We start from the raw sequence: 24,191 nt of genomic DNA on the forward strand, positions 1-24,191 counted from the left end.
ACCACAAAAAGTCCTTTAATTTGGCTCGTTACGATTTTCCCGATGACGCCTGGGCGTTGATTTCTCCCATGCTGCCACCTGAAAGAGGCTCTTCCCGAGGCGGGCGTCCTTATTTTGCGCACAGACATGTCATGAATGGCATATTTTGGGTGCTTTGCTCTGGCGCACCCTGGCGGGACTTACCTGAGCGTTATGGTCAATGGAAAACCATTTACAACCGCTTCAATCGGTGGTCTAAAGCCGGAATAATGAACAGCATTTTCAATAAATTACTCCAGATTCTGGATGAAAAAGCGCTGATAGACTGGGATGTTATCGCGCTGGATGGCAGTAACGTTCGCGCCCTGAAAGCGGCCGCCGGTGCGAAAAAAAACATCCCGATGAATGCGAGGACCATGGGCTGGGTCGCTCTCGCGGCGGCTTTGGCACCAAAATCCATCTGGCGACAGATGGCACAGGATTACCACTGAGTTTTTGCCTGAGCGGTGGACAGGCCCACGAAAGCCGATACGCGGAAACGTTGCTCAACCGGGTCGGGATTATCCGAAAAAGCGGGCACCTGAAATCACGTCCGAAAGCGGTGCTGGCGGATAAGGGTTATTCAGGTAAAAACCTTCGCATTCACTTGAAAATGAAAGGAATAAAAGCGGTTATTCCGTTTAAATCGAATGAGAAGGCCAGTCAGGACGGACGTCGCCCCCTCGACACGCGCCTGTACAAAAAACGCAATGTCGTGGAGCGTTGCTTTGCGATACTTAAAGAAAATCGCCGTATTGCCACCCGCTCGGAGAAAACGGCCAGAAACTACCTGAGTATGCTAGGGTGTGTCCCGTAACTGTTTTTTGTACAATCAGGGACATGATTTCATCACAAGAAGTGCTTTAATTTGGCTCGTTATGATTTTCCCGATGACGCTTGGGCGCTGATTTCTCCCATGCTGCCGCCTGAAAGAGGCTCTTCCCGAGGCGGGCGTCCTTACTTTGCGCACAGACATGTCATGAATGGCATATTTTGGGTGCTTTGCTCTGGCGCGCCGTGGCGGGATTTACCTGAGCGTTATGGTCAATGGAAAACCATTTACAACCGCTTCAATCGGTGGTCTAAAGCCGGAATAATGAACAGCATTTTCAATAAATTACTCCAGATTCTGGATGAAAAAGCGCTGATTGACTGGGATGTTATCGCGCTGGATGGCAGTAACGTTCGCGCCCTGAAAGCGGCCGCTGGTGCGAAAAAACATCCCGATGAATGCGAGGACCATGGGCTGGGTCGCTCTCGCGGCGGCTTTGGCACCAAAATCCATCTGGCGACAGATGGCACAGGATTACCGCTGAGTTTTTGCCTGAGCGGTGGACAGGCCCACGAAAGCCGATACGCGGAAACGTTGCTCAACCGGGTCGGGATTATCCGAAAAGGCGGGCACCTGAAATCACGTCCGAAAGCGGTGCTGGCGGATAAGGGTTATTCAGGTAAAAACCTTCGCATTCATTTGAAAATGAAAGGAATAAAAGCGGTTATTCCGTTTAAATCGAATGAGAAGGCCAGTCGGGACGGACGTCGTCCCCTCGAGACACGCGCCTGTACAAAAAACGCAATGTCGTGGAGCGTTGCTTTGCGATACTCAAAGAAAATCGCCGTATTGCCACCCGCTCGGAAAAAACCGCCAGAAACTACCTGAGTATGCTAAAACTGGGAGCGATCAGGTTATTTTTGAAGCGGTTGTTAAGTTAAGGGACACGGCCTAAAACTGGGAGCGATCAGGTTATTTTTAAAGCGGTTGTTAAGTTAAGGGACACAGCCTAGGATCCCTGACATCATCTTCGACAGATGATACTATAATACTGAACTGGTCTCCCTTGATATTGGTTTTTATTGAATTTATTTCCAGAAGTAGGAGTTCACTAACACGCAAGCCATAATTTAGCAAAAGACGACAAATTAAATAATTACGAAACTGAATTTCGCCGATAGGGAAGGGATTAAGAGGATTCGCTCGGGAACGTGAATTTGGCCTGATAATCTCGTAAAAAAACCTTACCATCTCTGGCGTTAAGCTACGGAATTGTTTATGAGATTTTTTAATTTTACTAGTTTGAAACTCCTCCCGGATCATCGATACTCGATTTGTCAATCTTGAGGAAAGACGAGACAGTTCCTTGGGAGATTCATCCATATACCGTGGTGAAATATAAGTATTAATCATATATGTGATAAAGCGAATAACAGCATGCACATGCTTTGCATTCGTGCAACTTTGAGTAGCAGGTTTTTGGTGGCTTGCGATCCTAAGTATAGGAACACTAGATTTTCCGCATTCCAAATAATGGAAAAAAGCTTCCAACTCTTCAATAGCAATCAGAGGATTATGTCCCGACTGGTAAAAACTGAAGCAAAAAGTTACTCCATATTTATTAAACCAAAAATCATAGAAAAACTTTAGCGCCTGGAGGGTAGTTGCTTGAGTGGACACAGAACGCAAAGACAGGCGATCGACAAGAAATCTAAGTGGAAACAAAAGTGGCAGGCTTGTTTCTGAATCGACCAAAACCCACAGTCGCTTATGCGGTACAACATTGAGTTGAGTGACTACAAACATCATAAAGTCCTCATCAAATGCATGGATATGAAGAAAGTAACTCTTAAACATAACTACTGCAATGAAAAGGTGAGTGGCGCTTTAACTACATGATTTTTAGTGGTGAGAATTGGTTCGTGAAGTAATTGTGCATTAAACAAGATTTAACATAATATACATTATGCGAACCATGGTAAGGTCAGGCAGGTTCTGGTATTCGGGCTGGTTAATCATCCTCGTCATCAACGGGTTCCAGCCAATGTGCCTGATAGTTCTCAGGTATCTCGGCTTTCTCAAAAAACATCTGATGATAGTAAGTTTTGCCGCGTGAGCTGATGAATGGTAACGATACGCTGCCAGGAAAAAACGCAGCACGCTCCCAACACGGCAACAGCTTCCCGCGACGTTTTAACCGCATGGCGTTATCCATCTCGGCACGTTGCGTTGAGATATGAGTAAAAAATGACATCGGCAGATCATTGAGCATGGCGTACCGGTATTGCTCTGACAACCAACGCTGGTTACGGCGGCGGATTTTATGCTTCACTGTTTCCTCACCTTTAATAAATAACCGGAGATATTCTTGAACGGCACTATGACACTGCCGCGCCGGATTAGCCCCAAGGCCAGTAATTATAACTGTACGTATCACCATTCCTGTATTCATCGAACGGCACCGATAATATCGCTATAGTGACATCTCAAGAATGCGTCTAATAAATGGCTTTTTTTTGTCTAGATACTCTTTTATGCCATCTTGATTTTCTGACTCGAGTTTCAATTTCAGTGCCTGATAAGACTGCCGGATATCCGTGTTAGCGATCAGCACATCGCGAAATTTTAACATGGCATGTATTTGCGCATGTCCTGTAAGGCAGACATGGATTTTATGCGTTCTTACACCACGAAAATCTCGTTTATAAAAATAATGCCCGGACGAGAGATCGCGTCCTCTGACATATCCACACCCCATCAAATAGTCATCAAGCGCTACATCACAAAGACCCGGAGTTATCTCAACTAAAAGGTCTATTTCAGGTTTGGCGGCAAGCCCCGGAACTGCTGTGCTACCCACATGGTAGATAGCGACCAATTTGTCACCAAAAGCGGGGGTAATGCGTTTGCATTCAGCAATAAACATTGCAGGCCACTGCGCATTATATGCAGTGATTTTACTGGTTAATGCCATATCACCGTTTCTCCTATAGATTGATGGGTTAATATGAGGACAATCGTTTTTCCAGTCTGAGAATACCTGTCTTTTCATCAACCAGAATAAAGCCGTGGCGATAATACAGTGCTAATGCCGGGTTATTAATAAAAACACAAAGTCGAAGCCAGCATAGCTGTTGTTGTTGACATGTCGACTCAATCGTCTCTAGCGCCCATTTACCTATACCGTAATTATGCCATTTAGGATAAAGCTGTAAGTCTTTTATCCAGCAAAATGAAGCATCGATATCAATTTTCAGGCAAAAAAATCCGACAATCTCATCATTGTAGTAAATCGTGGTGGTGTTATTCGTTATTAATGTCTCGCGGTAGTGTTCTGCGTCCCACAAGAGCGCATGCTGTTGATAATACGTCATCATATTATGCTGACTTAAGCGCTCCATCATACGAAACTCATTTTCATTGGTTATTGAAAGCCGCAGAAAAGAGAGGTCTGCCAATCCATGCGAATTGTTGTCTGATCTATTTTGTCCTGACATCATATGACTCAATATTGCCACGAATACTGGATATCTCATATTGCAGCGACTGCAGCACGGACAGCAACCCCTACCCCATTTTTTAATGGCGGCCGCAGCCTCGCCAGGACAGATTGTAAATGTTGCAACACAATGAATTATCACGTGAAGCATGACGAAAAAACGGCGAAGACATAGAGACAACCCGCAAGTTGCGGTATGCTGCGATAATTGTTGCAGCATACCTCCGGCAAGGCTTGCAGAAAGTGCGATGCCGGGAGATATAACAGAATATGCAGTCAAATCAATGAGGGAAACGAAATGATCATTTTTGTCACTGGTGCTACGGCAGGATTTGGTGAAGCCATTACCCGACGCTTTATTCAGGAAGGCCATAAAGTGATCGCCGGTGGTCGCCGTCAAGAGCGGCTGGATGCGCTTCAAGCGGAGTTCGGTGAGGCGTTACTGCCATTATGCCTTGATGTGCGCGATCGTCTGGCTATCGAACGAGTCATTGCCGAGTTACCCGAAAACTGGCGCAACATTGATGTATTGGTTAATAACGCGGGCCTGGCACTTGGCCTGGAACCGGCACACAGAGCCAGTGTTGACGAATGGGAAACCATGATTGACACCAACAATAAAGGTTTGGTCTTTATGACACATGCGCTATTGCCAGAGATGGTAAAACGCAACCAGGGTCATATTATCAATATCGGTTCCACTGCCGGGAACTGGCCTTATATGGGGGGAAATGTCTATGGGGCCAGCAAAGCGTTTGTACGCCAGTTTAGCTTAGGTTTACGCGCCGATCTTTCTGGTACTAAAGTGCGAGTCACCAATATTGAGCCGGGTTTAGTGGGTGGTACGGAGTTCTCCTCCGTACGTTTTAAAGGTGATGAAAATAAAGTGAGCCAGACATATGACAAAACGGACCCGCTGACAGCGACAGATGTGGCGGAAGCTGTATTTTGGGTAGCTGCCCTCCCCGCTCACGTCAACATCAATACACTGGAAATGATGCCTGTTAATCAGACATATGGTGGTTTGAAAGTAAACCGTGATGAATAACGGGCGAATTGCTTAAGCCCCCGTAATAAAAAGATAATTTAGAACACCGGCGCACAACGGTGTTCTAAATGAACGGTAAAAAGTTATAATGAACCGATTTTCGTCATAGATACGTGGTGTTTATCAACGTTATGGCAGGCGGTTCGCTGGAGATACATCGAAGATTTATTGATTTTCCCTGATTATTCAATTTGTTACTCTTTTCAGGGCAAGTCCGCTTCAGTTGCAGTGAAAGTCTTATTGCACTGTCGTGGCTCCGGTGTACCCTATGTTCAGCGTTCGATTTCAGTGAGACTATACTATTTATTCTGCGGGGCATCCGCGACTTACGGTGGGTATATCGCCACAGTGTAAGTGAAGCAGCCTCACTTGAATGAAGAATATTAATAGTTTTATGCATCGATCGTTTTTGTACTAATCGAGATAGTCCAGTCTGGGTGAAACATGCAGAAAAAAACACGTAAACTCTTTCTTCTCATTACTTCGTCATTGTTTAGCCTGAGTGTCTGGCACTCAGCTCAGGCCGCACAGCACATCATTATTGATAATGGCAACAGTGCATTATCAAGAGAGGAAGCTCGTGAAAACAGTGAAGACTGGAATGAAAAACGCGCGCTACGCAGCAAGATCAACAAACATCTTGAAAAGCGTGTAGATAAAGCAGACAGAGATTTTGATAAAGCTGAAATGGCTGAAGCGCTGGAAGAAAAATGTAAAGCCAGCTCTAACTTCAACGCCTATTGGGAAGCCAGTTCCTCACGCTGCCTTGATCGCCGCACCGGTCGTCAGGTAACGCCTTAATTTCGCGACAGTTTTGCGATAATGTAGTGAATAGATTGCAGTGCCGCAGTATGCACTGCAATCTTTTTCTTTAGCGTGGAATATCGAAGATACAAGACAATCAATAACATAACGGGCTTGTCTTGCTAAGGAATGGCCATACGTTTCTGACGTCTGCCCCTGTTTGAGGAACAGACGCAATCATGTGTTAAAACGAGTCGGAAATAGCCGATAGATCAATATAATGCGATAAATCTCGTTGTTCAGCGCGCGGTAGATACGGCAGCTCGCCTAATTGCGGTGCAGAAATTTTTTCACGTAGCGCATGAATGATTTCCGCATAATTGGCAAGACCGGGATTGATGCGATTCGCCACCCACCCGACCAGCGGCAGACCATCGTTAATAATTGCTTGCGCGGTGAGTAACGCATGGTTAATACACCCAAGCTTAATCCCCACCACCAGCACAACGGGCAACTGCTCTTGCACGACCCATTCAGAATAAGTGCGCATGTCATTCATTAGAGTACGCCAGCCGCCACTCCCCTCAACAATGACCATGTCCGCCATAGTGTTGAGTTCATTTAGCCCTTCGGTCATGGCGCAATAGTTAATTTTCAGCTCACTGGCACTGATTTCATCCTCCGGTAACGCAACCGGATTGACCTGCTCATAACGCAGCGGCACGGATGACGCTTCTAATAGGATTAGCGCATCTTTGTTGCGTAACCCGTCTTCTGTCTCTACACTGCCTTTGGCAACAGGTTTATAACCGACCACCGTTTTGCCTGTGTTCGTCAGCGCTTGCAATAACGCTTTCGATACCACAGTTTTTCCTACAGCCGTATCAGTTCCTGTAACAAACATACGCTTTAACATGAAAACACCACTCCGGCAGGCCCCACCTGAAAGACAAACCTCAAAAAACTTGCTTATGAAGAATAAAGTCTAGGGGATGCCCCGGTAATGCAGCTTGCGTTAGCGCAAGGTTTTGTCGGTCAGTGAGGTGACAGGGCCTAGCGATGACCCTGAACAGGAAAATGTGAAGAGCGTCAAAGAATCAACCTTGCAGCAATTTAACCAACAGTGAACCGTTATAGAGCGCATCTTTAATCAATGCGGCTCCAGGCACGGTGCCTTGATTGTAAAAATAGGTCGAGATGACCTGAAGATCATGACTATATGCAGGCAGGGCCTGACGGCGGATACAGTCAATAATCGCGGGGTACAGAATGTCGGCAGCCTGATTGAGCGGTGAGCCGATGAGAATTTTTTCGGGATTGAACAAATTCACCATGATAGCGGCAATACGACCCACATTATTCCCCACATCAACAATAATATCTTTTGCCAGCGGGTCATTCTGCAAGGCGGCTTCACACAACGACTCCACGGTGAGTGGCGAACCGTGAAGCTGCGAACTCATCGAGCCTTTTAAGCGTTGCTGTGCCAGTTCCAGTATGTTGTCGATACTGGCAACCGTTTCAAGACATCCATGATTGCCGCAGTAACAGCGCTTTCCGTAGGGATCAACCTGAGTGTGACCGATTTCAACCAATGTGCGGCTACCGGCGTGCAACAGTCTTCCTCCGGTAATAATTCCGGCCCCGACATTGTGATCAATGACGATTTGAATCGCGTTCTGGCATCCTCGCGAAGCACCAAACAGTGCCTCAGCCATCGTCCATGCACAAATATCGTGCTGTAAATAGACCGGTACTCCCGTTCGTAACGCCAGGGCGGGCCCTATTGCCATCTCTTCTACATCATAAAATGGCATACGATGGATAACGCCGGTCGCGGAATCAACGATACCAGGAGAGGTTATGGCTATAGCGGTCAGGCGCTCGAGTTCACGCTGATGACGAATAAAAAAATGGTCGATTTCATTTAAAATCCGCTCCTGAAGCGGCTGCGGATGTTCACGTGGTAAGTCTACGGTTTCCTCAACCACTAAACGCCCGCTTAAATCGCGCAAAGCCAGCGTCATTATCAAATGACTAATGCGCACGGACAGGTAATGCCAGGCTTCGGTATCTAACACCAGGCCGATTGCCGGGCGGCCACGGCTACCCATCTCCTGATATTCCGTTTCCTTGACCAAATGCGCTTCCATCAACTCGCGCACAATTTTGGTAATACTGGCAGGGGCTAGCTGGGCTTGTTTGGATAATTCAATGCGGGAGATGGGGCCATATTCATCAATCAGCCGATAAACGCCCCCGGCATTCATCTGTTTTATCTGATCGATGTGTCCCGGCTGACCACTGGAAATCACTCTGAAACGGCTCCTGCGATTAAGCGTAATTGGGTATTTTTCACGCTGTAAAATAAAAAACTGCGGATATGGTGGAGCTTTTGCTAATGCCCGTCAATTATTTGATTCAATGTGTGATTAAACGCACATATTTTTCGTCGAACTGGCGAGCATCAGCGTGATAAGTGTCTGTGCTGCGGTATTGAGCGGCCGCTGACGATGGGACACGAGCCACATTTCACTGATAGCATCGCCTTCGTACAACGAGAGATAGCGCACGCCGTCAACCTGGATGCGGCAAAACGAGGCTGGAAGTAATGACACGCCCAGTCCGGCTGAAACCAAGCCGATAATGGTCATGGCCTCACCGACTTCCTGAGTGATGTAAGGGGTAATGCCGTATTTTTTCAGTAATGTCAGTACCTCATCATATAGCGCTGTACCGACCTCCCGGGCAAAAAAAACGAAAGGCTCCTGGGCTAACTGCTGGATACTGATCTTCCCGGTAGGCATTGTCGCCAGCGGGTGCTCTTCATGTACAACCGCTACCATGGGTTCGTGTAGCAGCAGTTGGTGATGCAACATCTCCGGCAGAGGATTGTTACGCATTACGCCAAGATCCAACTTGCCATCAAGCAGAGGCGCGATTTGTTGCTTGGTGTTGATTTCCTGCATTTGAATATGAACTTCAGGATAACGCTGGCGAAACTGCAATAGCCCTCGCGATACGGGCTTAACAAAGGGTGCTGATGACGTAAACCCGATATTCAACTCGCCTATTTCGCCTCGCTGGATACGCCGCGTACGCTCTGCCGCCTGATTGACCTGATGGATGATAGCCCAGGCTTCTTTTAGAAACTGCGCCCCGGCTTGCGTGAGCCGGACGTTGCGGTTATTGCGCTCAAACAGCTGTGCGCCGAGTTGCGCTTCCAGTATTTGTATCTGCTGGCTTAACGGTGGCTGGGAGATATGCAGCTTCTCCGCTGCTCGTCCGAAATGAAGTTCTTCTGCAACGGCGATGAAGTAGCGTAAGTGCCTTAGTTCAATATTCATATTTTTAAAATATCAATTCTGTTTATTAATATATTATACAAAATAATCTCCCTAATCCTATGATGCACGCACTGATGTTATTGCCGTATTTCCCGGATAAGGATTGATTTTGAGTACCCCGCTGTCTGCCCATGAAATGCCTGCCGCGACCATGGATGATGTCACCATCGATACTGCTCCCACTGATTACTCCCCCGCTTTTGTCACCCGAGGCACTTCGCCGTTTATCAGGATTACGTTGGCACTGTTCTCCGCTGGTCTGGCGACATTCGCCTTACTGTACTGTGTACAACCGATATTGCCGGTACTATCGCAAGCGTTTGGAACGTCACCGGCAAACAGCAGTTTGTCGTTATCTGTATCCACCATCACGATGGCGACCGGGCTGTTATTCACCGGCCCGCTATCTGACTCCGTCGGACGTAAGAACGTGATGGTTGTGTCGTTACTGCTCGCGTCCGCCTGCACGCTCATCGCGAGTATGATGACGCACTGGCAAAGTTTGTTGGCCATGCGCGCGCTGACAGGACTGGCACTCAGTGGCGTGGCGGCGGTCGCGATGACTTATCTCAGTGAAGAGATACATCCAGGCGTGGTGGCATTCGCTATGGGGTTATACATCAGCGGTAATTCTATTGGTGGGATGAGTGGCCGACTGCTAACGGGTATCCTCACTGATTTTTTCGGCTGGCGTATTGCACTTGCCTGTATCGGGATGATGGCTTTGCTGGCATCACTGGTCTTCTGGCGTATTTTGCCCTCATCTCGCCACTTTCGCGCCGGTTCGCTTCGCCCCAAAGTGCTCTGGCTTAATGCGCGTCTGCATTGGCATGATGCCGGTTTACCGCTGCTGTTTGCCGAGGGTTTTCTGCTCATGGGGTCTTTCGTCACCCTGTTTAATTACATTGGCTATCGGCTATTGGCCGCCCCCTATCAATTAAGTCAAACGGTTGTGGGTTTATTGTCGATTGTGTTTTTAACCGGCAGTTACGCCTCTCCCCGCGCCGGCGCGATGACGGTACGTTTTGGCCGAGGCCCGGTTTTGGCTCGTCAGTATCGTTTTAATGCTATGTGGGTTATTACTGACGTTATTCAGCAGCCTTGCCGTAATCTTTATCGGGATGATGTTATTCACTGCCGGCTTCTTCGCCACGCACTCCGTCGCCAGCAGTTGGATTGGCATCCGAGCCCAAAGAGCGCGAGGGCAAGCCTCTTCTCAGTACCTCTTTTGCTATTATCTCGGCTCAAGTCTGGCGGGGACTCTCGGCGGATTCTTTTGGTATCACTATGGCTGGACAGGTGTGGTTCTGTTTTTATCCTGTTTGCTGCTGTTAGCGTTGTGGTTTGGTACTAAGTTGAAAGCATTAAAAAATTAGCTATACCTCGCCCTCGCAGCCCAAAGATTCGTAGAATGAAACAACACGAACGATTACCGATGCATGGCGTCGATAATCGCCTATCGTCAAATCTCCCTCTGCGAAACATGGGTTAACGCATTTGTTTCATTCTGCGTATCTGTTATATTCAAATGTATGTTGTAACTAAAATAAGGCATCAAAACACGATGGCGGCCTATGACCTGATTGCTCGCATGAACCATTGCTTTAACACTCTTGAACAGCAACTGACTCAATTCGAACAGTTTTGCTATCAGTTGCCTTTCGTCGGTGGGCATGTATTCATGCTCCCCGTCATAGAAAAAGGCAAAGAGCATGATCCGGTTACGCAAATTACGGTAACACCCTATTCCGGTATAACGGCCAGAGATAAAGGGTTGGCGCACTTTAGGCAGTTATTCATTCACCAGCAGGCGGAAACGGTAAGCAGTAAAGCCGCCCTGCGGCTGCCAGGTGTACTGTGCTTTCAGGCTTCAACCATACAGTCTCAGCAAGCCCGCGAACGCGTCGCGCACATTAATGCGTTGAAGCTCGAGTTAGAGCATATCGTGACGGTGGAGTCTGGCCTGGAGCCCGAGCAACGCTTTGATTTCGTGCATACACATCTTAAAGGGCTGGTAACACTGAATGCGTATCGATCGATGACGTTGCTTTGCGATCCTGCATCGGTCAGATTTGGCTGGGCCAATAAAAATATCATCAAAAATATAACCCGTGAGGCGCTACTGGAAAAACTGGAGAAAAGCCTGCGCGCCGGGCGCAGTCAGGCTCCCTACAGTAAGGAGCAGTGGGCCTCACTGCTTGAGCAGGAAATCCGCGAGGTGAAACACCTGCCAGAACACGCGGCGTTGAAGATAAAACGCCCGGTAAAAGTACAGCCGATTGCCAGAGTCTGGTATGCCGCGCAGCAAAAGCAGGTGCAATACCCTTGCCCTTCCCCACTGTTGGTGCTGTGCCATCAAGATGCGGCCCCCATTATGGGAAGCCTGGGTGATTATGATGCCGAGAATATTCAACACCGACATCGCCCCAAGCCAATGCCGTTACGGTTGTTAATCCCCCGATTACATCTTTATATTGATGACAGTGCCTGAAAATCAAGATGACGGCGAAGGCTGAAAAAGACTTTCAGATAAGCGATCATTTTTCATCATCTGGAATCATGGCATATAAAGCACTAACATGGCGTGCGCTAAAAAACCATGACGCTTTGAAGCTTGATAGCACACATGATTTATCGCCGGAGAATTCCCTGCCCGCGAATGACGAGAACATATTATGCAAAAAATGCGCAACAGCGTGCAGCATTATGCCTGGGGCAGCCATTCCGCGCTGACAACATTATATGGCATTGAAAATCCTGATAACTTACCGATGGCTGAACTGTGGATGGGTGCCCACCCAAAAAGCAGCTCGCTATTACTCGATGAACAGGGCTGCAGCAGTAATTTACGCGATGAACTATGCCAAAACCTGCCCGGGATGCTGGGGCGCGAGATTGCGCAACGCTTCGGTGAGTTACCGTTTTTATTCAAAGTGCTGTGTGCCGAACAGCCGCTCTCGATTCAAGTCCATCCGAATAAAGCCTCCGCACAAGCGGGGTTTGCCCGAGAAAATGCGGCAGGTATTCCGTTAGACGCGCCTGAGCGTAACTATAAAGACGCCAACCACAAGCCAGAGCTGGTCTTCGCTCTTACCCCTTATCTGGCTATGAACGGCTTTCGTGAGTTCGATGATATCGCCGCGCTGCTGCACCCGTTGAGAAATGCCCACCCTGCGATAGCTGAATTTTTGCAGAACCCACAACGTCAGACGCTGGCGATACTATTCGCCAGTTTGCTCGGCATGGCCGGTGAACAAAAAACACAGGCCCTTTCCCAGTTAAAGCAGGTCGCACAGGAGCATCAAGGCGAACCGTGGGACACGCTCCGTTTTATTGCGCGCTATTATCCAGATGATGGCGGGTTGTTTTCCCCGTTACTGCTCAATGTGGTAACGCTCGCGCCTGGCGAGGCGATGTTTTTACGTGCGGAAACACCGCACGCTTACCTTCATGGCATCGCGCTGGAAGTCATGGCCAATTCAGACAATGTGTTACGCGCCGGGTTAACGCCAAAACACATCGACATTCCCGAACTGTTGGCGAATGTCCGCTTTGAGGCCACGCCTGTTGCGTCATTATTAACGTCGCCCGAAAAAAGAGGTAACGAGCATCACTTCCCTGTTCCTGTCGATGACTTTGCCTTTTCGCTACACTACCTTAATAATGAGCCCCAGCATTTTTCTCAACAGAGCGCGGCGATTGTCTTTTGTATTGAGGGAAGCGTGTTGTTAAAGCATGATAAACAGCAACTTAACCTATTAGCTGGTGAGTCGTGCTTTATTCCAGCTTACGAAACGCCCATACAGGCTCAAGGGAATGGCAAAATAGCCCGGGTTTACAATCGGGTTTCATAAGCATTCCTGAACAGCATTGATGTCTAGTGTGTTATGCAGAAATCGTTAATCAACAAGGAATATAACGTGGCCAAAAAAACCGCCATCACCGCAGGCGTTGTTATTGCGCTTGCTGCTGCTTTTGTTGGAGCCTCCTGGTATACGGGCAAGCAAATTGAGCAACATATGGAAGAGGCAACCAACAATCTGAATGCGCAAATAAAGAGTGTTTATCCACAATCAGGCATCAAAGTCGCCTTCCGTGACTATCAGCGTAATGTTTTCAGTAGTCAGTTGACGTTAATTATCGAACCGGACGTAACCAGCTCATCACAGCGCATTCTGAGCGGTAATGATGAAATCGTCTTTCAGACAACCCTCTTTCATGGCCCGCTGCCTATCGGTGCTCCCTCATTTAGCCTGAAGCCTGCCATGGCTGCCATTCATGCTGAACTGGCGAATACAGAATCTGTTAAGTCGCTGTTTGAGCTCACCAATAATAAACCGTTTCTCGTCGTTGACAGCCGTGTTGACTACAATAGCGACACGCACTCAACGCTGACGCTCTCACCGATCGCCTCCAAAACATCGGATGAAATTAAATTCGATTTTAGCGGTTCAACCATACAGCTCGATTTAGCGGGCAATCTGCGCGCAGGCAAATTGGCTGGCAGCTTCAGTAACCTATCGGTAGAGAAAAATCGTGCTCAGGGTGCCAGTGAAAAATTGCAGTTACAGGATTTAGCGATTTCCAGTGATACTCACAAAGGCAAGTTTGACCTGGACATTGGGGATACAAAACTGACGCTGAAAAAGCTGTCGCTGAACATTCCTCATAGCAACAGCGTGTCAATAAACGATTTTTCTCTTTCCAATCATAGCAGTGAAGATGACACGAATCTGGCGGGGCAAATGGCTCTCGCACTGGGTTCTGTCCTCTACAGCGATCAGAATCTCGGCTCCCTGAATCTGAACGTGAATTTCACCGGTTTGGATGGCAATGGTTCGCGCCAGTTTATGACGCAGTACCAAAAAACCATGCAGGCGATGTTGCAAGATAAAGAGCTCGGCAGTGCTGCCTATCAACAGCAGATGAGCACTCTGGTCTTACGTTCTCTGCCCCAGCTACTCAAAGGCAACCCCAGCATCAAAGTCGCGCCATTAAGCTGGAAAAATGCGAACGGGGAAAGCACCTTCACGTTGGCCTTAGACCTGTCTGATCCGTTGCAAAAGAACACGACCCCAACCAGTAACCTGTCAGACGAAGAAGCGCTTCTGCGCCAGTCGGTAAAAAGCCTGGATGCACGCCTGAACGTCCCTCTGGAGATGATAAGCGGGGCGATTGTCCTGACAACGCCTAAGTCTGCATCGGATGAAGAGAAAAAGCAGATAGCGCAAATGGCAAGCCAGCAGGCCCAGCTAATGGCCAATATTGGCCAAATGAGCCAGTTAACGGTAACGAAAGAAAACGCAATTACCAGCCAGTTCAGCTACAGCGAGGGCGTGGTCACGTTTAATGGCCGTAAAATCCCGCTGAGTGAATTTATTGCGCCGCTGATTCATCAACAGAGTGAAACTGCGCCAGAAGAAGACGATGACGATACCCCTGCCACGCAGGACGATACTCAATCCGATCCCACCGTCAGCCCGTAGTGGATTGACGCCAGATAAGACGCCATAACCGGGTACTCGCCCGGTTATTTTTTCTCAACGCCGTCGCCCCACTCTCCCAAACATTCCCCCGTCGATCCAGCGCGATCGTCTTTCCCTACTCGCCCTGCGAAATATTCAACTTTCTTTTATCTATCAATAGCAAAATGCCAACATTTATTTTTATACTGCGCGTTACATTAATCAGTCCTGCTGCCGATGCCGTGTTGCGCACATATCTGATGCAATAGGCGTGCAGGCACAGCCTGAGCTAACCTTTCATTTACACATAAACGGGTAGAACATGATTGATCCGCACATTCCGCTGACGGATATCCACCGCCATCTTGATGGTAATATCCGCCCTCAGACCATTCTTGAACTGGGTCGCCAATTTAAGATAGCCCTGCCCGGACATGATTTGGCCACGTTGCTTCCCCATGTACAAATCATGGACAACGAACCGGATTTACTCAGTTTCTTACAAAAACTGGATTGGGGCGTTGCCGTATTAGGGTCGCTGGATGCCTGTCGCCGCGTCGCTTATGAAAACGTTGAAGACGCAGTCCGGGCCGGACTGGACTATACCGAACTGCGTTTTTCCCCCTATTACATGGCGCGTTGTCATCAGTTACCGGTTGAGGGGGTGGTGGAAGCTGTCATTGATGGCGTGACCAGTGCCTGCCGCGATCACTCGCACCGGGTCATGGTTCGGTTAACCGGAATCATGAGTCGCACATTCGGTATCGACGCCTGTCAGGATGAGCTCGAAGCCTTATTGACACAAAAAGATGCCATTACCGCTATCGACCTGGCTGGCGATGAGCTGGGATTCCCCGGTGAGCTATTTGCCGAACACTTTCGCCGCGCACGCGATGCGGGATGGCGGATTACCGCCCATGCCGGTGAAGCCGCCGGGCCAGAAAGTATTTGGCACGCGATTCAGCAACTCGGAGCAGAGCGTATCGGCCACGGCGTTGCCGCAATCGTTGACCCCGCGCTGATGGAATACATGGCCGAACACCAGATTGGCATTGAATCCTGCCTGACATCTAACCTGCAAACCAGTACCGTCAAATCACTGGCCGAACACCCACTGATACATTTCTTGCACCACGGTATTCCCGCCACAATCAACACGGATGACCCTGCGGTACAAGGGATTGATATTCGCCATGAATATGAGGTTGCCGCACCGCTGGCGGGGTTAACCGCTGAAGATATTCGCCAGGCTCAGGAAAACGGCCTGCGCATGGCGTTCATTTCCGAACAGGAAAAACAGCAGTTACGTCAACAAGCGCTGTTGCGCCAGCCCAGATAAACTCAGTTCTCGGTTAACCCTATATACATAGCAAAAGCGGGCTCACAGGAGCCCGCTTTAGTCTTTCAAGACGGTAAACGCGTGAACCGTCTACTCTCTTATTTAGGCTGTACTGAAGAGTGATGACTAGTGATGAGCCACTGGCCATTTTTAAAGGCGTAGGTATATGTGTAGCGGGCTTTCGCTTGTGATTTATCACCGAAAGTAAAGGTATAGTTACCGATATCGAGAGCTTCGTTACAACCAATTTTGATTACCCGGTTATCAATTGTGCCAACCGGTTTTTTCGGCAAGAAATGCTCAAAATAATCAATGCGTTCAGCATCATTGGTACGCATCTTATCCGACAACGTAGGCAGCAATACCGCATCGGTTGCGTAATTCGCGTTAACCTTCTTCGCATCGCCAGTCTGAAGAGACTGGTTCCAGCGGTCGAATAAACTGGCAATGGTCTTTTCGTCGGTGTTGACACAGGTTTCTGTGTCCGCAGCGTAAGCCTGAGAGGTAACGACAGCGCCCAATAAACTCAGCGATAACAGCAGCTTTTTATACATCCTATCCCTCATGCACAATGATTGATTAACATTTCCTTGGCATCGTGGGGGCAAGAAACCGTGCGGTTACGCTGCTAAAACGCGCCGTGAACGCGCACTTGTTCTTCCCACCCATCGATGATAACCATCATAAATCATTTCAAGATAAAATCATAACAAAAGGAAACTATAACTGTAATCGTTCACGCTGATGTCATGTTTTTTTCGAAACGCTTTTTTATATCCTATCCGCCAGCCGCCTGCACTTTTTTCAGTACGCTACTATTTTCCGTCATACCTATTTTCTGGCATATCCGGTTTATTAGGCATCAGAGTGTTGGCCGTCAGATTCGGCTCTTTTGGCATAGCGCTGCGCAAGCGTGGCACACACCATCAGCTGAATTTGGTGAAAAATCATCAATGGCAGCACCATTGCGCCGACGGCCGCTGCCGGAAACAACACATTGGCCATTGGAATACCGTTCGCCAGACTCTTTTTCGAACCACAAAACACAATGGTAATTTCATCGGCGGTACTAAAGCCGAGTTTGCGCGCCGCGAAAGTGGTACACACCAGCACCACCGCCAGCAACACCAGTGAGCACCCCACCACAGCTAACAGCGACCAGCCATTAATCTGATGCCAAATCCCCTGCACAACCGCTTCACTGAATGCGACATACACCACCAAGAGAATGGATGAACGATCGGTAATATTTATCAGCTTACGGTGCTTATCCACCCAGCGGCCAATCAAGGGGCGGGAAAGGTGGCCTATCACGAACGGAACCATCAATTGCATAATGATAGACCCTATCGCATGCAGGGTATCCGTTTGGCTACCCTGGGTATGCATCAATAGACCGACTAATATCGGTGACAGAAACACGCCAAGAATACTGGATGCCGAGGCACTGCAAATCGCAGCGGCCACGTTGCCTCGCGCCATTGAGGTAAAGGCAATCGCAGACTGCACGGTTGCAGGCAGCGCACATAAATACAGAAAACCAAGATACAAACCGGGGGTTAGCACCTGCGGCGACAAAAACGCCATGCCCATACCGAGCAAAGGGAACAGCACAAAGGTGCTGGCAAACACCACCAGATGTAAGCGCCAATGGCTCATCCCTGCCGTAATCGCTTCGCGCGATAATTTGGCGCCATGCATAAAGAACAGCAATGCAATCGCCGCCGTTGTCAGGTTCTCAAAAAACACCTTCACGCTCCCCTCACATGGAAAGAGCGATGCGGTGATAACCACCCCAACCAAAACCAGCAAAAACTTATCAATCTTCAAGCGTTGTAACCATGCCATAACGTATTGGTATCCTCAGACATAAAAAATACAGGCGATCCTAAGATCGCCTGCTGAAATCATGTCCCACTATCGGCAATACGCCTGCATATTGCAAGGCTGAAGCCCGCTGGATAGCACGGGTTTTACGTCACAAATCGTGACGAAATCCACTTACCGATTCTTTAATGTCATCGCTTTCTTTTGCATGTGCGATGTCAGGCCTAGCTCAAGCAGCTCCATGACGTGAATCGCCTGTGCAACCGGCACCGGATTCTCCGCCCTGCCCAAAATGGCATCACGAATTCCGGCATAATAGGACTGATAATGGCCGGGGATCGTCGGTACAGGTTGCTCTATTAATTCACCTTCATGGTTTAGCGTTAACACGCCATCACAGCTATCCTGACCCCAATCACGATGATCCTGTGGTTTTTCACCCGACGTTAATAACGCTTCTTGCGGGTCGAGACCGAACTTCACATAACTTCCCTGGGTGCCATGCACGATATAGCGGGCGCTTTGGGCGGCCACCAACAGCGAGGCATGCAGCACTAACCGGCGTTGAGGATAGATAAGCGTGGCATGGAAATAATCGGTCGCTTTACTTGCTGGCCGCAGTTGCGCTAAATCAGCCTGAATGGCCACTGGCGGGCCAAACAACTGCAATGCCTGATCAATAAGATGCGGTGCCAAATCAAACCAGATGCCGCTGCCTTCTCCCCCTTCTTCACGCCAACGCTTTCGCACCTCTGGCCGGTAGCGGTCGAAGTGCGACTCCATATAAACCACGTCACCTAGCGCGCCGGTTTTCAGCAATTGTTTTAGCGTCAGAAAGTCGCTATCCCAGCGGCGATTATGAAAAACGGATAACAGCTTGCCGGCGTGCTCTGCCTGCTGCTGCAAATCGCGCGCCTGTGACAACGTCACGGTAAACGGTTTATCGACCACCACATGTTTACCGGCGGCCAGCGCCTGTCTGGCCAAAGGGAAATGGGTATCATTCGGTGTGGGGATGACGATTAAATCAATGGAAGGATCGTCAAACAGCGTTTGCGCCTCGGCGACCACTTTCATTGATGGCCAGTCAGCCTGTACCTTGGTCGCATCGCTGCTGGAAATCGCCGCCAGCTTCATGCCGGACGTAGCGGCAATCAATGGTGCATGGAACGTTTTGCTGGCATACCCGTACCCCAGCAAACCAACACGGATGGTATCCGCCATACTTAATTTCCCCTCATTGACGCACAGTTTGCGCACGGCAGAACAGTGCGTACGCCTATTGGTATTCGGTTGCACCGAATTAATGCATGTGCAACACAAAACCTAGTATAACACCTGGGAGCGCGCAATGAGCGCGCCCATGGCCGTCAACGCGCCATGCCCCAAAGGTGTGCAGGCGGCAACGCACGGTGCGACACATCTTGCATCGTATCCGGGGCGGATACCGGATGATGGATTTCGCTGTTACGACGACGAAAGTCACTGGGGCTAACGCCGACGCGTTTACGAAACACGCGGGAGAAATAGAGCTGGTCGTCATAACCGACCACCCGGCCAACGGCGGCAATAGACTCTTGCGTAGTTTGCAACAACAGCTTTGCGCGGATAACCCGCTGGTCTTCGCGCCAGCGCAGAATATTCACCCCCACCTGTTCACGAAACAGGTGCGCCAGCCGGGATGGCGACAAGCAGACATGACGCGCCACTTCATCGATACGTAACTCCCCGGCAAGGTTGCCGGTAATAAATTGGCACGCTTCGATAATTCTCGGGTCCATTATCCGCTGCGGGCTTTGGGGGTCTTCCTCCATCGCCCGCAACAGCAAACGCTCAAGTAAATTCATTGCCAGTTCCTCGGCAAAACGACGCCCGGAGCGGTGCGTCTGTTCAATTGAGGCAAACAGCGCATCAAATTCCTGTAGCAGCGCCGGGCTATCTAGCTTGAGCCGACCGACATCACGCCCCTTGCTGTGCCACTCAAGCCAGTCAGCCCAGTAAGCGCGAGGACGAAAGTAGACCCAACGGTGATACCAGCAGTCACTACCGGGCGCCCGGCCGTAATAGTGGCGCGAGCGCGGCGGAAAGAGCAGCAGCTCGCCGGGATCACAGAAAAAAGTCTCATCGCCATCCAGCACCTTGCCCTGCCCTTTGACAGTCAGGTTAATAATGTAACCCTTCATGCCATCAGGCCTGTCGATAAAAAAATCCAGCGGCCCACCGGCCAGAATCGGGGTAAGACCGGCAACCAGATAGGCGTTAAACGCATAGCCTGGCAATAGCGGATTCGGCTGTGATTCATGCGCCATGCGGTGATACATACGCCCTCCAGAAAAAGGATTATCGATATCAGGCTGTTTTCTTTGCCAGCTGTTTATAGCGGTCAAAGATAACGGCAGCCAGCAGGATAAGGCCACGAACGACATATTGTGCAAACGGCGAGATATTGAGCAAATTCATGGCGTTTTCCACCGTTCCCAAAATCAGCACCCCGGCGACGACATAGGATATCTTGCCAATCCCGCCTTTCAGTGACACGCCCCCCAATACGCAGGCAGAAATCACAATCAACTCATAGCCCATGGAGGTCATTGGCTGCCCGCTGGTCATGCGGGAGGCTAAAATAATGCCCGCTGCGGCGGAAACCAGGCCGGATAGCCCGAAGATGATGATTTTGGTTCTCACCACCGGCACACCGGCAAGCCTGGCAGCCTCTTCATTACCGCCAATAGCCAGCGTATTGCGGCCAAGCGTGGTTTTATTCAGCAGCAATCCGAACAGAATCATGCACAATACGGTCAGCCAGATCGGTGCCGGCAGGCCGAGCCAATTGGCATAGCCAAGCGTAAAGAAGCGCTCGTCCTCTATCCCAACGGCCTTGCCGTCAGAAATGATATAGGCCAGGCCACGTACAATTTGCATCGTTGCAAGCGTGGTGATGAGCGCATTGATTTTCAATCGCGCGATGACAAAGCCATTCAGCAGACCAAATGCCACCCCCAGTAACAAACCAGCCCCGACCCCTAACCAAAGGCTCGAGCTAAGGTTAATCACCACCGCTGTCGTCACACCAGCACAGGCGATGACCGAGGCGACAGACAAATCAAAATCGCCCGATGCCAGACAAAACAACATGCCGCAGGCCACCATGCCAGACATAGAGATAGCAAGCCCCAGCCCTTTCATATTCACAAAGGTGGCAAAATTCGGCACAAACAGCGCACAGGCCAGGAACAAGGCAGCAAACACGACCAACATGCCGTAGTTATCCCAGATACGGGAGAGGCTAAAGCCAGCATGTTTAGCCGCATGGGAGGGGGACGTAACGCTAGACATTCATCGACTCCTTGGCGGTCAGGCAACCGCGTGTTCAGTGGTGGGCGTGGTTTTTAACATTGCCAGACTCAGGACGCTCTGCTCGCTGGCCTCGTCGTGCAAAAGTTCACCGGAAATAGCGCCCTCGCGCATCACAACAATACGATCGGCCAGCCCCAGCACTTCGGGCAGGTCGCTGGAGGCAAACAGCACCGCAATGCCTTGCTGCGCCAGGGTATAAATCACATGATAAATTTCATGTTTGGCCCCCACATCGATCCCTCTTGTCGGCTCATCAAGCATGATGACTTTCATCTCTTCTGACAGCCAACGCCCCAGAATCGCCTTCTGCTGGTTGCCGCCGGACAGATTCATAATCAGCTGTTGCGGTGAGGGTGTTTTGATATTCAGCGCAGCAATGTGATGATCGGCATTTTCCGCTTCCCATGCCTCATTAATCAGAAAGCCATGGCGAATGTGTTTGCGGCGGGCGCTGATATTGATGTTGTCGCGCACAGAATGTACCGGAATGATGCCATCAGCTTTGCGATCCTCCGGGCAAAGCATCAGCCCCTGGCGAATGGCGTCTGCAGGCGTACGGGCGCGTAACACATGGCCGTCTAACATCACATGCCCATGGGTAATAGCGGTTGCGCCAAACAGCGCCTTCATCAATTCACTACGCCCGGCCCCCACCAAACCAAACAGCCCGACGATTTCACCGCGCCGTACCGACAACGACACCGGCTCCCTGACGCCAATGGCCTTCACGTCGTGCAGCGTTAAGCGCGGCTCGCCCAACGCTCTCGGTTGATAACCATACACATCCCCCAACTGACGACCGACCATCGCCTGCACCAACTGGGCATGATCCACCTGCTGCATATCGCTAAAGGTTTTTACGTAGCGCCCATCCTTGAACACCGTAATCGCATCGCTGAGGGCAAAAATTTCCTCCATACGATGCGATACATACACAATCACCCGCCCCTCGGCCCGCAGTTCACGAATCACCCGAAATAATTGCGTGATTTCACGGGCCGACAACGAGCTGGTCGGCTCATCGAAGGCAATAATTTTCGCATTACGCGCCAGCGCCTTGGCTATCTCAACCATCTGCCACTGCCCGATGGACAAATATTTAAGCGGGATATCCGGGTCGATATCCAATCCCAGATGCGCTAGCTGCAACCCGGCCTCATAACGCAATAACGCGGTATTCACGACCCCGGCTTTATGGGGCAGTTGGCCAAGGTAAATGTTCTCTGCCACCGTCATCTCCGGCACCAGATGCAGTTCCTGATAAATGATGGCGACCCCGGCATTGAGCGCATCCAGCGTATTGTTAAAGCGCACGGGTTGCCCTTTAATGCGAATATCGCCCTGCGAAGGCGTGTAATTGCCGCTCAGGATTTTTAACAGTGTCGATTTACCTGCGCCATTTTCGCCCATCAACGCATGGATTTGCCCGGCATGACAGTCAAAACTGATGTCTGTGAGCGCATTGACGCCAGGAAAAACCTTGCTAATACCCCGGAAAGATAAATACGGTGACGGTTCAGTCATTTCAGCATCCTCAAGTGGTCTGCGCCGCCGGATATGACGGCGCGGCCCGTCTCCCCGGCGTGGCGCAACGTGCCTGAACGCCGGACGATTGCATTACATCGCGACTGCGTTACATCAGGCCTTTTTTCTGCAATTCGACTTTGAAGTTGTCGCGGGTAATCAGAACCACGTCAGTCACTTCGGTGAATTTTTGCGGTTCAACCCCTTTCGTCACCCAGTCATGCAGCATCTGGATACTTTTGTAACCGTGAACATCCGGGCTCGGCAGCAATGAGCCATAGAAGCCTGTCGGCTGCGCCTTCGACAACTCACTAACCGCATCAACGCCGTTAATACCGATACCAATAACGTTGGCCGCCTTAAATCCCTGCCCCTCCGTCGCCCGCACGCCGCCCAATACGGTATTGTCGTTCATGCCAACAACCAGCCAGTGTTTGACCTGTGGATGCTGCACTAACAGCGAATTGGCCGCATCAAATGCGCCGGGAATATCGTTAGATTTGGTGGGAACCTGATAGATCTGTTGTTCGGGGAACCCCGCCGCCTTCAGTGCTTCCATTGACCCACCGGTACGACGACGCGCGGTATCGAGCTCATTGGCGGTGATAGCCATGACAGCCGTGTCCTGTACATTCCAGCCCCGCTTTTGCATCTCTTTCCATAACTCCTGCCCCTGGCGCTCACCTATCTTGGTTGCCGCCATCATCACCAGCGGCACGCTATCCATCGGTTGTCCCTTGGCATTAATAAATTGGTCATCGACAGCAATCACTTTCAGGTTATAACCGCGTGCTTTAGCCACAATCGCGGCCCCGAGCTTCGGGTCTGGCGTGCAAATCACAAATCCCTTCGCCCCGCTGGCCGCGAGACTGTCAATGGCATTCAGGGTTTTCTCTCCATCCGGTACGGCAATTTTCATCACATCAAAACCTAAATCCTTACCGGCTTTGTCGGCAAAGCGCCACTCTGTCTGAAACCAGGGCTCTTCCGGCTGCTTCACTAAAAAACCCAGCTTCATATTTTCCGCGATAGCGGATTGTGACATAACGGCAGCCAGGCCAATCGCCGCCAGAACCCGAGTGAATTTATGCATGGTCTTCTCCGCTGATGATTCTTGTTAACACACTGGCAACCGGGCCTGCTCTCGTGTGTGTATCACGCCATGAGTAGGCAGCTTTTTCTGGGATAAATGGAAAAACAAAAGGTTAGATAAATTCCATCTTCCGGCCCGGTCAGACGCGTCATTTGTAG

At 49.9% G+C, this 24,191-nt stretch carries 22 protein-coding genes and 1 pseudogene; 9 read left to right on the forward strand and 14 right to left on the reverse strand.

Going from position 1 to position 24,191, the window contains the following annotated elements:
• Positions 1-20: 20 nt before the first annotated feature.
• Positions 21-835 (forward strand): IS5 family transposase gene (locus O1Q98_RS01775; RefSeq protein ID WP_278142687.1). Its coding sequence is split into 2 segments (ribosomal slippage): positions 21-366 and positions 366-835, totalling 816 coding nucleotides; the frame shifts between segments, so codons are not numbered across the junction.
• A 51-nt stretch (positions 836-886) separates the two neighbouring features.
• A protein-coding gene (locus O1Q98_RS01780; RefSeq protein WP_278142689.1) for an IS5 family transposase occupies positions 887-1,731 on the forward strand; the annotation gives its coding sequence in 2 pieces (ribosomal slippage) (positions 887-1,579 and positions 1,582-1,731; 843 coding nt in all).
• Positions 1,732-1,780: 49 nt separating this feature from the next.
• Here O1Q98_RS01780 and O1Q98_RS01785 read toward each other — a convergent pair.
• The 4 genes from O1Q98_RS01785 to O1Q98_RS01800 form a co-directional block, all read right to left on the reverse strand.
• The gene (locus O1Q98_RS01785) at positions 1,781-2,599 is read right to left on the reverse strand and encodes a site-specific integrase (RefSeq protein ID WP_240632762.1); all 819 of its coding nucleotides are present in this window, start codon (positions 2,597-2,599) and stop codon (positions 1,781-1,783) included.
• A gap of 202 nt (positions 2,600-2,801) precedes the next feature.
• Complete coding sequence (locus O1Q98_RS01790) at positions 2,802-3,242, reverse strand: hypothetical protein (RefSeq protein WP_125259526.1); 441 nt, start codon at positions 3,240-3,242, stop codon at positions 2,802-2,804.
• A 21-nt stretch (positions 3,243-3,263) separates the two neighbouring features.
• The gene (locus O1Q98_RS01795; protein WP_125259527.1) at positions 3,264-3,764 is read right to left on the reverse strand and encodes a GrpB family protein; all 501 of its coding nucleotides are present in this window, start codon (positions 3,762-3,764) and stop codon (positions 3,264-3,266) included.
• Between the two features lie 28 nt (positions 3,765-3,792).
• Positions 3,793-4,194, reverse strand: coding sequence for a GNAT family N-acetyltransferase (locus O1Q98_RS01800; protein ID WP_269975690.1), 402 nt, complete (start codon positions 4,192-4,194; stop codon positions 3,793-3,795).
• A 393-nt stretch (positions 4,195-4,587) separates the two neighbouring features.
• Here O1Q98_RS01800 and ydfG point away from each other — a divergent pair, with 393 nt between their 5' ends.
• Together ydfG and O1Q98_RS01810 are read left to right on the forward strand one after the other, a co-directional pair.
• A complete protein-coding gene (gene ydfG, locus O1Q98_RS01805) occupies positions 4,588-5,337 on the forward strand; it encodes a bifunctional NADP-dependent 3-hydroxy acid dehydrogenase/3-hydroxypropionate dehydrogenase YdfG (RefSeq protein WP_125259529.1) in 750 nt (249 codons plus the stop codon).
• Positions 5,338-5,781: 444 nt separating this feature from the next.
• A complete protein-coding gene (locus tag O1Q98_RS01810) occupies positions 5,782-6,138 on the forward strand; it encodes a DUF1283 family protein (RefSeq protein ID WP_125259530.1) in 357 nt (118 codons plus the stop codon).
• A gap of 187 nt (positions 6,139-6,325) precedes the next feature.
• Here the strand turns inward: O1Q98_RS01810 and bioD are convergent, their stop codons facing one another.
• From bioD to O1Q98_RS01825, 3 genes are all read right to left on the reverse strand, one after another.
• On the reverse strand, positions 6,326-6,997 hold the full coding sequence (gene bioD, locus O1Q98_RS01815; RefSeq protein WP_125259531.1) for a dethiobiotin synthase: 672 nt from the start codon (positions 6,995-6,997) through the stop codon (positions 6,326-6,328).
• A gap of 181 nt (positions 6,998-7,178) precedes the next feature.
• Positions 7,179-8,396 (reverse strand): sugar metabolism global transcriptional regulator Mlc, encoded by a 1,218-nt coding sequence (gene mlc / locus O1Q98_RS01820; protein WP_125259532.1) that lies wholly within the window; start codon positions 8,394-8,396, stop codon positions 7,179-7,181.
• Between the two features lie 117 nt (positions 8,397-8,513).
• Entirely contained in the window at positions 8,514-9,428 is a 915-nt protein-coding gene (locus tag O1Q98_RS01825) for a LysR family transcriptional regulator (RefSeq protein ID WP_125259533.1), read from the reverse strand.
• A 151-nt stretch (positions 9,429-9,579) separates the two neighbouring features.
• On the opposite strand from O1Q98_RS01825, the pseudogene O1Q98_RS01830 reads away from it, so the two are divergent.
• From O1Q98_RS01830 to add, 5 genes and pseudogenes are all read left to right on the forward strand, one after another.
• A pseudogene (locus O1Q98_RS01830) lies at positions 9,580-10,804 on the forward strand (MFS transporter).
• 188 nt (positions 10,805-10,992) lie between these two features.
• Positions 10,993-11,919 carry a DNA replication terminus site-binding protein gene (gene tus, locus O1Q98_RS01835; protein WP_125259534.1) on the forward strand — a complete coding sequence of 309 codons (927 nt, stop codon included), beginning with the start codon at positions 10,993-10,995 and terminating at the stop codon, positions 11,917-11,919.
• Positions 11,920-12,103: 184 nt separating this feature from the next.
• Positions 12,104-13,282 carry a mannose-6-phosphate isomerase gene (manA, locus tag O1Q98_RS01840; protein ID WP_125259535.1) on the forward strand — a complete coding sequence of 393 codons (1,179 nt, stop codon included), beginning with the start codon at positions 12,104-12,106 and terminating at the stop codon, positions 13,280-13,282.
• Positions 13,283-13,348: 66 nt separating this feature from the next.
• A complete protein-coding gene (locus O1Q98_RS01845) occupies positions 13,349-14,914 on the forward strand; it encodes a YdgA family protein (protein ID WP_125259536.1) in 1,566 nt (521 codons plus the stop codon).
• Positions 14,915-15,215: 301 nt separating this feature from the next.
• On the forward strand, positions 15,216-16,232 hold the full coding sequence (gene add, locus O1Q98_RS01850; protein WP_125259537.1) for an adenosine deaminase: 1,017 nt from the start codon (positions 15,216-15,218) through the stop codon (positions 16,230-16,232).
• A gap of 98 nt (positions 16,233-16,330) precedes the next feature.
• On the opposite strand, the gene O1Q98_RS01855 is transcribed toward add, so the two are convergent.
• The 7 genes from O1Q98_RS01855 to O1Q98_RS01885 form a co-directional block, all read right to left on the reverse strand.
• Positions 16,331-16,786: an SgcJ/EcaC family oxidoreductase gene (locus O1Q98_RS01855; protein WP_125259538.1), complete on the reverse strand. Its 456-nt coding sequence runs from the start codon at positions 16,784-16,786 to the stop codon at positions 16,331-16,333.
• A gap of 301 nt (positions 16,787-17,087) precedes the next feature.
• Complete coding sequence (locus O1Q98_RS01860) at positions 17,088-18,080, reverse strand: bile acid:sodium symporter family protein (protein WP_125259539.1); 993 nt, start codon at positions 18,078-18,080, stop codon at positions 17,088-17,090.
• A 153-nt stretch (positions 18,081-18,233) separates the two neighbouring features.
• A complete protein-coding gene (locus tag O1Q98_RS01865; protein ID WP_125259540.1) occupies positions 18,234-19,283 on the reverse strand; it encodes an oxidoreductase in 1,050 nt (349 codons plus the stop codon).
• 146 nt (positions 19,284-19,429) lie between these two features.
• On the reverse strand, positions 19,430-20,380 hold the full coding sequence (gene araC, locus O1Q98_RS01870; protein ID WP_240632763.1) for an arabinose operon transcriptional regulator AraC: 951 nt from the start codon (positions 20,378-20,380) through the stop codon (positions 19,430-19,432).
• Positions 20,381-20,408: 28 nt separating this feature from the next.
• Positions 20,409-21,395, reverse strand: a complete 987-nt coding sequence (gene araH / locus O1Q98_RS01875) for an L-arabinose ABC transporter permease AraH (protein ID WP_125259541.1) — start codon at positions 21,393-21,395, stop codon at positions 20,409-20,411.
• 18 nt (positions 21,396-21,413) lie between these two features.
• Positions 21,414-22,940, reverse strand: coding sequence for an L-arabinose ABC transporter ATP-binding protein AraG (gene araG / locus O1Q98_RS01880; protein ID WP_125259542.1), 1,527 nt, complete (start codon positions 22,938-22,940; stop codon positions 21,414-21,416).
• A 109-nt stretch (positions 22,941-23,049) separates the two neighbouring features.
• Positions 23,050-24,033 (reverse strand): arabinose ABC transporter substrate-binding protein, encoded by a 984-nt coding sequence (locus tag O1Q98_RS01885; protein ID WP_125259543.1) that lies wholly within the window; start codon positions 24,031-24,033, stop codon positions 23,050-23,052.
• Positions 24,034-24,191: the final 158 nt, after the last annotated feature.

This window comes from Dickeya lacustris (genome assembly GCF_029635795.1).
Lineage (GTDB): Bacteria > Pseudomonadota > Gammaproteobacteria > Enterobacterales > Enterobacteriaceae > Dickeya > Dickeya lacustris.